The sequence below is a fragment of the Litchfieldella anticariensis FP35 = DSM 16096 genome, from assembly GCF_000409775.1.
Lineage (GTDB): Bacteria > Pseudomonadota > Gammaproteobacteria > Pseudomonadales > Halomonadaceae > Litchfieldella > Litchfieldella anticariensis.
Window position 1 is genome coordinate 93580 of record NZ_KE332392.1, and the last position, 8830, is coordinate 102409.

Consider the following 8830-nt stretch of genomic DNA (forward strand, 5'->3'; position numbering starts at 1 on the left):
CCCGGCCCTTGGTTGGGCGATCACTTAGGAGACGTTGAGTGGCGATCTATCAATACGATGAACTGGTGCCTGAGGTACATGACGAGGTGTTCGTTGCCGAAACCGCCGATGTGATGGGCAATGTGATTCTGCGTTCGGGTTCCAGCGTGTGGTATCAGGCCGTCATCCGTGGCGATAACGACATCATCGACATCGGTGAAGGTAGCAATGTGCAGGATGGTGCCATCATGCACACCGACCCGGGATACCCGCTCAAGGTTGGCGCAGGGGTGACCATCGGCCATCAGGCCATGCTGCACGGTTGCACCATTGGTGACGGATCCCTGGTCGGCATTCAAGCCGTCGTACTGAATGGGGCGGTGATCGGCAAGAACTGTCTGGTGGCGGCCGGTGCCGTGGTAACCGAGGGCAAGGAATTTCCGGACAATTCGTTGATTGTCGGAGCACCGGCCCGAGTGGTCCGTGAGCTTTCCGAGCAAGCGATCGAAGGCTTGCGGGAAAACGCCCGACATTACGTGTCGAATGGCCAGCGACACAAGGCAAGGATCAAACGGATCGATTGATCAGCCAGTCTACCCTACCCGCCCCGTCTGCTTGACGGGGTATGGCCTGCGACCTAGGTTGTGGATAACGACGACAAGACAACCAACAAGTCGAGCCTGGTGATATGGCTCGTGACGCTTTCCTTCTCGATGGCTCCGTCAATAGTCGACGTCACCTGAAGTGGCTCGAGTCACCAGTCAGATTGCCATATCACGGGGTATGAGAGCCCAGGCAATGGTATGGGTGATGATACCGATCTTACCGCAGGGACGGAGGAGAAGATCCGTGTAGAGCATCTGTTCAAGATTTTCGGCGCGGACCCTCAAGATACCATAAGGCGAATACGGGACGGCGCCTCGAAAGAGCAGATCTATGCCGAAACGGCATCGGTGGCTGCTGTCTCTGATGTTTCCTTCAGCGTCAATCAGGGGGAGATCTTCGTCGTCATGGGATTGTCCGGTTCGGGCAAGTCGACGTTGATCCGCTGTATCAACCGCCTGATAGAGCCGACAGAAGGGCGCATCCTGCTCGATGGGGAAGACATCGTCGGCATGGATGTCGAAGGCCTGCGTCGTTTGCGGCTAAACAAGCTGTCCATGGTCTTCCAACACTTCGCGCTGTTTCCTCACAAGACCGTCGGCGAAAACGTCGAGTACGGCCTGAAGATTCGTGGCTTGTCCGCTCGTGAGCGTCGCGAGAAAGCCGTAAGGGCGCTGGAACAGGTCGGGCTGGCGGCTTATACCGATGTCCCTCCCGATAATCTTAGCGGCGGCATGCAGCAGCGTGTCGGTCTGGCCCGCGGCTTGGCGGTGGATCCCGAAATCATGCTGATGGACGAACCGTTCAGCGCCCTCGACCCCTTGATCCGGCGTGACATGCAGGATGAGTTGTTGGCCCTTCAGCAGCAGTTGCACATGACCATCATCTTCATCACCCATGATCTCCACGAGGCACTGCGCATCGGTGACCGCATCGCGATCATGAAGGATGGACGTTTCGTGCAGATGGGCACGCCGGAAGAGATCGTGGCCAATCCCGCCGACGATTACGTCTCTGCCTTCACGCGTGATGTCGACCGTAGCCGTGTCTTCCGTGCCCATTTGCTACGTCGCGACGCCCATGCTCTGAGCCCGGATACTGCCATCGAGACGGCTCTCGAGCGCTTCGAAAGCCTGGGGCGCGAGGCATTGTACGTGGTCGATGGACACGGCCGTCCCTTAGGCGTGGTGCGACGCCATGATCTCGAGCGAGCGGGGCAGACGATCCTGCAAGACTCGCTGATCGATGACTTCCCCTCGGCTCAGGAATCCCAGGAGTTGATCGAACTCTATACCGCTTGTGCCAAGGGCTTACCGGTTGCGTTAGTCGACGATGATGGCCACCTCGATGGCGTGATCGATCCATTGGAGGTATTCCAGATACTGGGCGGCGGGAGCGACGTGAGCGTCGAGGAGGGCAACACATCGGTGCAGAGTGGCAAGCCGGGTCGGTCGACCATTCACACGGGCACGCTCGAGACGAGGAGGACAGACCATGGCTGACCAGATCTCCGACTACTATACGCTGCCACTCGATGATTGGATCGAGTTCTTCGTCAAGGACTGGCTGGTGCCGAATTTCCGCCCCGCCTTCCGCGCCGTACAGTGGCCGATCGACCAGGTGCTGAGCGGCCTCGAGGATTTCCTGCTGTGGTTGCCGTATCCGGTATTCGTGGTGGTGGTGCCGTTGATTGCTTGGCGCGTCGCCGGTCGAGGCGTAGCAGGCTTCACATTGCTGTCGCTGTTATTCCTCGATCTGTTGGGGATCTGGCGGGAAACCATGGTGACGCTGGCGATGATTGTCACCGCTGTCACCTTCTGTGTGATCGTGGGGGTACCGCTGGGAATTCTCGCCGCGCGTAGCGATCGTTTCTACAGCTTCATCCGTCCGATTCTGGACATCATGCAGACGATCCCGCCCTTCGTGTATCTGGTCCCAATCGTCATGCTGTTCGGGGTTGGCATCGTTCCAGGTGTCATTGCCACCATCATCTTCGCCTTGCCGCCGGTAATTCGCTTGACCAACCTCGGCATTCGTCAGGTGCAGGCCGAACTGGTGGAGGCAGGGCTTGCCTTCGGATCGACGCGACGCCAGCTACTGTTCGAGATCCAGATTCCCCTGGCGCTGCGTACCATCATGGCGGGTCTCAACCAGACGCTGATGCTGTCGCTATCGATGGTGGTGATTGCAGCCCTGATCGGGGCTGGCGGCCTGGGACTGACGGTGTTCACCGGGCTGGGGCGCCTCGATGTTGGTCGTGCCTCGCTGGGCGGCATCGGCATCGTGCTGTTGGCGATCATGCTGGATCGGATTACCCAAGCGCTCGGCGAAGGAGGACGCTCGAAGGCCTCAGGTCAAAAAGATACCTTGACCCGTTTGTTCAAGGGACTGGTGCAAGGGAGCAAGGCATACAACAAGAAGTCGTGACCGGATCGCTCGACAGGCTTCTTCGTTGGGAGGTCCCACAACAGAGGAGGATGCCTTATGAAGACGACGTTCAAGACATGTCAACGGTTCCTGCTGGCTGGAGCCGCCACGATGCTGTTGTTGGCGCCGGCTTGGCAAGCCGTTGCGGACCAGCATATGCCTGGCGAAGGCGTGACGGTGACACCGGCACGTGCCACTTGGGACACCGGTTGGTTTCAGGCCGCCGTCTACAGCCAAGTCCTGGCGGAACTGGGCTATGAAGTGGACCGCCCCACCACCTTGGACAACCCGCCGTTCTACCAGTCGGTGGCCCAGGGCGATGTGGATTTCTGGGTCAATGGTTGGTTCCCGCTGCACAATACCTATCGCGATACCTTCGAGCAGGGAGCTGAATTGATTGGTTATGTCGCCAAGGGGGGGGCTCTTCAGGGCTATCTGGTCGACAAGAAAACTGCCGACGAACACGGCATTACCAATCTCGAGGACTTCAAGAAACCCGAGATCAAGTCGCTGTTCGATTCCAACGACGACGGCAAGGCCGAAATGGTTGCCTGCCCTCCAGGCTGGGGCTGTGAACTGGTGATCTCCCACCATATGGAGGCCTATGCTCTCACCGAGCATATCGAACCGATCAAGGCCAGCTATTCCGCCTCCATGGCCGATGCCATGGGACGTTACCAGCAAGGAGAACCGATCTTCTTCTACACCTGGACGCCCAACTGGACGGTGGGCATGCTGAAACCAGGAGAGGACGTGGTCTGGATTACGGTCGAGGAAGCCAACTTGCCCGAAGACCAGAAACAGTTCGAGGATGCCACCGTGGTCGAGGGGGTCGAAGGTTGTGTCGAGGACCCCTGCAACCTGGGTTGGCCGGCTAATGATATTCGGCCGGTGGTAAACAGCGAGTTCGCGAAGAACAATCCGGCAGCGGCCAAGCTATTCGAAGTGATGAGTATTCCTCTTGACGCTATCTTCGCCCAGAACGCCAAGATGTTCGATGGTGAAGATAGCGAGGAAGACATTCAACGTCACGCTCAGGAGTGGGTCGAGGAGAACCGGGAGCAAGTGGACGGATGGCTGGAGCAGGCGCGTCAGGCCGCAATGTAAGTCTTCCCGACAACACGATGTTCGAGCAATCAGCGGGGCCTCACGAGGCCCCGCTTTCATGCTGCACTAGGCGGTTTCCAGAAAAAGCTTACAGCAGCTCCGCGAGTTCATCCCAGCCCATGTTGCCACCGGTCACCACCACCACGACATCTCCCTGTGGTGGTAGCTCGGATGTACCTTTCAACAATTCGGCGGCGCCCACCGCTGCACCGGGTTCGACGAACAGCTTGGCATTCAGCATCAGGTGGCGCATGGCGTCGACGATGGCGTCGTCATCGACACTGGTCAGGGCATCGACATGCTGGCGACACAAGGGATAGGTATGCTCACCGACAATCGCCGCAGCCAGGCTCTTGGCGCAGGTGTCGACCTTGTCCAGTTGCTGAGGGCCGTTGTGTGTCCAGGCGTGAGCCATGCTTGCCGCCCCTATCGGCTCCACTCCGAGCAAGCATAGTTCCGGGCGTAGCGTGCGCACGGCAACGCCAATGCCGGAGATCAGGCCGCCACCGCCGATCGGGCAAAGAATGGCGGAGGTGTCCGGCGCCTGCTCGAGGATCTCCAGACCCACAGTGCCCTGGCCGGCGATGATGCGTGGGTTGTCGTAGGGATGCACCAAGGTGAGTCCACGTTCTTCCACCAGACGATGCATCAGTACCCAGGCATCATTGATGTCACCATGCAGAATCACCTCGGCACCTAGCGCGCGGCTGCCTTCGATCTTGACCGGGCTGGCGTTCTCGGGCATGACGATGGTCACCTCGACCCCCGCATCGCGTGCCGCCCAGGCCAGGCCCAAGGCATGATTGCCTGCCGACACGGCACCCAGCCCCCTGGCCAGCTCCTCGTGGCTGGCGGTGCGCACCCAGTTAAGTGCCCCTCGGGCCTTGAACGAGCCGGTGCGCTGGAACAGTTCTCCCTTGAGCCATACTCTTCGCCCCAGACGTTCCGACAGGACATGGTCGGCGACCAAAGGTGTTGCCTCGAGGGTATCGCTGATGGTGTCTCGGGCGTTCTGGATGTTCTCGAGGGTGATCATGGGCTCTCCTTGAGAGGGAAGAGTGCGGAGCCTCGAACAACGGTTCAGGAGCCAGGGGCAAGAGTCCAATCAGTGCGCTATCTAAACTAGCATGTCAATATCGTTGAAACGAGGTTGACCTGAATCTCGACGTCGACCAAGCCATCAGTCATCGTCTTCAAGTCGGTGGGTGTCTCAGTGAAGGATCTGGCGGCCGCCATTGTGGCGCTGGAAACGGTGGGCGCAACCTGAGCCGGAACGCCACATCTACAGCATTGCCTTTCGACAAGAACGACAACATCCGAACCGGCGCATCGACGATGCGTTTCGGGTAGCTAGGGGGATCGACCATGAGCGAAGATACCATGCGCCACCATGACACTGTGAGCGAGTCACGGGCGCGCATCCGCGCCTACTATGCAGCCGACGAGGCAGAGGTGCTGCGCGGGCTGGTCGAACGTATCAGGCTGTCGGAGGACGACCGTCGGAAGGTGGCCGCCGTCGGCGCCAACTATGTGGAGCGCGTGCGCAAGGAAACCTCGCCCTCGATGATGGAGGCGTTCCTGGCCGAATACGGGCTCTCGACCGCCGAGGGCGTCGGTCTCATGTGCCTGGCAGAGGCGCTGCTGCGCGTGCCCGACGCGGAGACCATCGACGATCTTATCCACGACAAGATCGAGCCGTCCGACTGGGGCGCGCATCTGGGCAAGTCGTCGTCGTCGATGGTCAACGCCTCGACCTGGGCACTGATGCTGACCGGCAAGGTGCTGGAGGACGATCCTAAGGGCCCGGTGCGGGCGCTGCGCGGCCTGGTGCGCCGGATGGGCGAACCGGTGGTGCGCACCGCGGTCGGTCAGTCGATGAAGATCCTCGGACGCCAGTTCGTGCTCGGCCAGACCATCGAGGAGGGCATGAAGAATGCCCGCGAACTCGAGAAACAGGGCTACACCTATTCCTACGACATGCTGGGCGAGGCGGCGCGTACCGACGCCGATGCGGTGCGCTATCACGAGGCCTACGCCAAGGCGATCGCCGCGATCGCCAAGCAGGCCAAGGGCGACGTGCGGGGAAGCCCCGGCATCTCGGTGAAACTCTCGGCGCTGCATCCGCGCTATGAATACACCCACCGCGACACGGTGATGACCGAACTCGTGCCGCGTGCGCTGGAACTGGCGCAGCAGGCGGCCAAGGCCAATATCGGCTTCAACATTGACGCCGAGGAACAGGACCGGCTGGATTTGTCGCTCGACGTGATCGAGGCGCTGCTGTCCGACCCCCGCCTTGCCGGATGGGACGGATTCGGGATCGTGGTGCAGGCCTACGGGCGTCGCGCCGCGCCGGTGATCGAGACGCTCTACGACCTCGCCGAGCGGCTCGACCGCAAGATCATGGTGCGGCTGGTGAAAGGCGCCTACTGGGACACCGAGATCAAGCTGGCGCAGGAGATGGGCGTCGAGACTTTCCCGGTCTTCACCCGCAAGGTCAACACCGATGTCAGCTACATGGCCTGCGCGCAGCTGCTGCTTGACCGGCGCGACCGCATCTATCCGCAGTTCGCGACCCACAACGCCCATACCTGCGCCGCCGTCGTCGCCATGGCGGGCGACGACAAGGACAGCTTCGAGTTCCAGCGCCTGCACGGCATGGGCGAGTCGCTGCACCACATCGTGAAGCAGTCGGAGGGCACGCGATGCCGTATCTACGCCCCGGTCGGCGCGCACCGTGATCTGCTGGCCTATCTGGTACGCCGCCTGCTGGAGAACGGGGCGAACTCCTCGTTCGTGAACCAGGTAGTGGACAGCTCAATTCCCTCGAGCGAGGTCTCAAAGGACCCGGTGGCCGAGATGCAGCGCCTGGGCGACGCCATCTCCAGTCCGTCGATCTCCCTGCCCGGCCAGCTCTTCGCTCCCGAGCGGAAGAACTCCCGTGGTTTTCGGATCAACGAACCCGCCTCGATCCTGCCATTGTTGGCAGCGCGCGAGGAATTCGCTGACACCACCTGGATCGCCGGGCCCATGCTGGCAGGAAACCCAGCGCCGCAGGGGCCGGCTCGCGATGCCATTTCCCCTGCCGACAGCTCACGCGTAGTCGGAAAGGTGCATGAGGCGACTCCGTCCGAGGTGTCGGCCGCGCTCGACGCCGCCGAGGACGGCTTCCGCGACTGGTCGGCGCGGCCGGTGGCCGAGCGGGCCGAGATGCTGCGCCGGACCGCCGATCTCTACGAGGAACACATCGCTGAGCTGACCGTGAGCGCGACGCGCGAAGCCGGCAAGATGATTCTCGATGGCATCGCCGAGGTGCGCGAGGCGGTCGATTTCCTGCGCTACTACGCAAACGAGATCGAGCGGCTGGAGATGGAAGAGCCCGGCGGCGCCCGCGGTATCTTCGTCTGCATTAGCCCGTGGAACTTTCCGCTCGCCATCTTTACCGGCCAGATCGCGGCAGCGCTGGCGGCAGGCAACGCGGTGCTCGCCAAGCCCGCCGAGCAAACGCCACTGATCGCCGCTCGTGCTGTGGAACTGATGCGTGAGGCTGGCCTGCCGGAGGCGGCGCTGCAATTGTTGCCCGGCGACGGGCCGACGGTGGGCGGGCCGCTGACCAGCGATCCACGGATCGCCGGTGTCTGCTTCACCGGCTCGACTGAGGTGGCGCAGATTATCCACAAGACCCTGGCGCAGAACGCAGGCCCGGATGCGGTGCTGATCGCCGAGACCGGCGGGCTGAATGCCATGATCGTGGACTCGACGGCACTGACCGAGCAGGCGGTGCGCGACATCCTGATCTCATCCTTCCAATCGGCCGGCCAGCGTTGTTCAGCGCTCAGGATGCTCTATGTCCAGGAAGAGGCGCGAGACCGGCTGCTGACGATGCTCGACGGGGCGATGGACGCGCTCGCCATTGGCGACCCGTGGCGTACCGACACCGACGTCTCGCCGGTCATCGACGCCGAGGCGCGGGACAGCATCAGCGCCTATGTGGCGGCGCAGGAAAAGACCGGCAATGTACTGAAGAAGCTGCCCGCGCCGGACGGCGGCACCTTTGTCACTCCAGCCGTGGTCAAGGTCGGGGGCATCGATGATCTCGAGCGCGAGATATTCGGCCCGATCCTGCACGTGGCCACGTTCAAGGCGCGGGATATCGACAAGGTGGTCGATGCGATCAACGCCAGGGGCTACGGGCTGACCTTCGGCCTGCATACCCGGATCGACGACCGCGTGCAGCAGATCGTCGAACGTATCCATGTCGGCAATATCTATGTCAATCGCAACCAGATCGGCGCCATCGTCGGCTCCCAGCCCTTTGGGGGCGAGGGCCTCTCGGGCACCGGGCCCAAGGCCGGCGGCCCGCTTTACGCCAATCGGTTCCGCCGCACCGCCACCGCCGAGAGCTACGAGGCGCCCCAGGGCGACGCCGTGACACTCGGGGATCTCCAGTCGGCCATCGACGGGCTGGATTCGCGCAACTGGGCAGCGCGACCCGATCGGGTCGAGGTGCTGCGCAAGGCGCTCTCCGGTAAACGCGGCGTGATCCGCAAGGCACTCGCCGAGACCGCCGCCCTGGACATGACGCCACATACGCTTCCGGGGCCGACGGGGGAAAGCAACCGGCTGTCGTTTTATCCGAAGGGCCCGGTGCTCTGCCTCGGGCCGACGCTCGATATCGCCGTCGCCCAGGCGGCGCAGGCGCTCGGCGCGGGCT

The 8830-nt window shown here is 62.0% G+C and carries 6 protein-coding genes; 5 read left to right on the forward strand and 1 reads right to left on the reverse strand.

All coding sequences use genetic code 11. The features are described from left to right. The first annotated feature begins 38 nt into the window (after positions 1-38). The 4 genes from L861_RS15995 (at position 39) to proX (ending at position 4116) form a co-directional block, all read left to right on the forward strand. On the forward strand, positions 39-563 hold the full coding sequence (locus L861_RS15995) for a gamma carbonic anhydrase family protein (RefSeq protein WP_016417672.1): 525 nt from the start codon (positions 39-41) through the stop codon (positions 561-563). A 219-nt stretch (positions 564-782) separates the two neighbouring features. Continuing rightward, entirely contained in the window at positions 783-2084 is a 1302-nt protein-coding gene (locus tag L861_RS16000; protein WP_016417673.1) for a quaternary amine ABC transporter ATP-binding protein, read from the forward strand. Beyond that, positions 2077-3009: an ABC transporter permease gene (locus L861_RS16005; protein ID WP_016417674.1), complete on the forward strand. Its 933-nt coding sequence runs from the start codon at positions 2077-2079 to the stop codon at positions 3007-3009. Before L861_RS16000 ends, L861_RS16005 begins: the two co-directional genes overlap by 8 nt. Positions 3010-3066: 57 nt before the next feature. Continuing rightward, on the forward strand, positions 3067-4116 hold the full coding sequence (gene proX / locus L861_RS16010; RefSeq protein WP_016417675.1) for a glycine betaine/L-proline ABC transporter substrate-binding protein ProX: 1050 nt from the start codon (positions 3067-3069) through the stop codon (positions 4114-4116). 88 nt (positions 4117-4204) lie between these two features. Here the strand turns inward: proX and L861_RS16015 are convergent, their stop codons facing one another. Beyond that, on the reverse strand, positions 4205-5152 hold the full coding sequence (locus tag L861_RS16015; RefSeq protein ID WP_016417676.1) for a threonine ammonia-lyase: 948 nt from the start codon (positions 5150-5152) through the stop codon (positions 4205-4207). A 329-nt stretch (positions 5153-5481) separates the two neighbouring features. Here L861_RS16015 and putA point away from each other — a divergent pair. After that, positions 5482-8830: bifunctional proline dehydrogenase/L-glutamate gamma-semialdehyde dehydrogenase PutA (putA, locus tag L861_RS16020; protein ID WP_016417677.1), on the forward strand; the 3349-nt coding region annotated here is incomplete at its 3' end.

Coding starts and splice junctions, on each gene's coding strand:
- L861_RS16000 (WP_016417673.1), top strand. CDS start 783: ATGGGTGATGATACCGATCTTACCGCAGGGACGGAGGAGAAGATCCGT.
- L861_RS16005 (WP_016417674.1), top strand. CDS start 2,077: ATGGCTGACCAGATCTCCGACTACTATACGCTGCCACTCGATGATTGG.
- proX (WP_016417675.1), top strand. CDS start 3,067: ATGAAGACGACGTTCAAGACATGTCAACGGTTCCTGCTGGCTGGAGCC.
- L861_RS16015 (WP_016417676.1), bottom strand. CDS start 5,152: ATGATCACCCTCGAGAACATCCAGAACGCCCGAGACACCATCAGCGAT.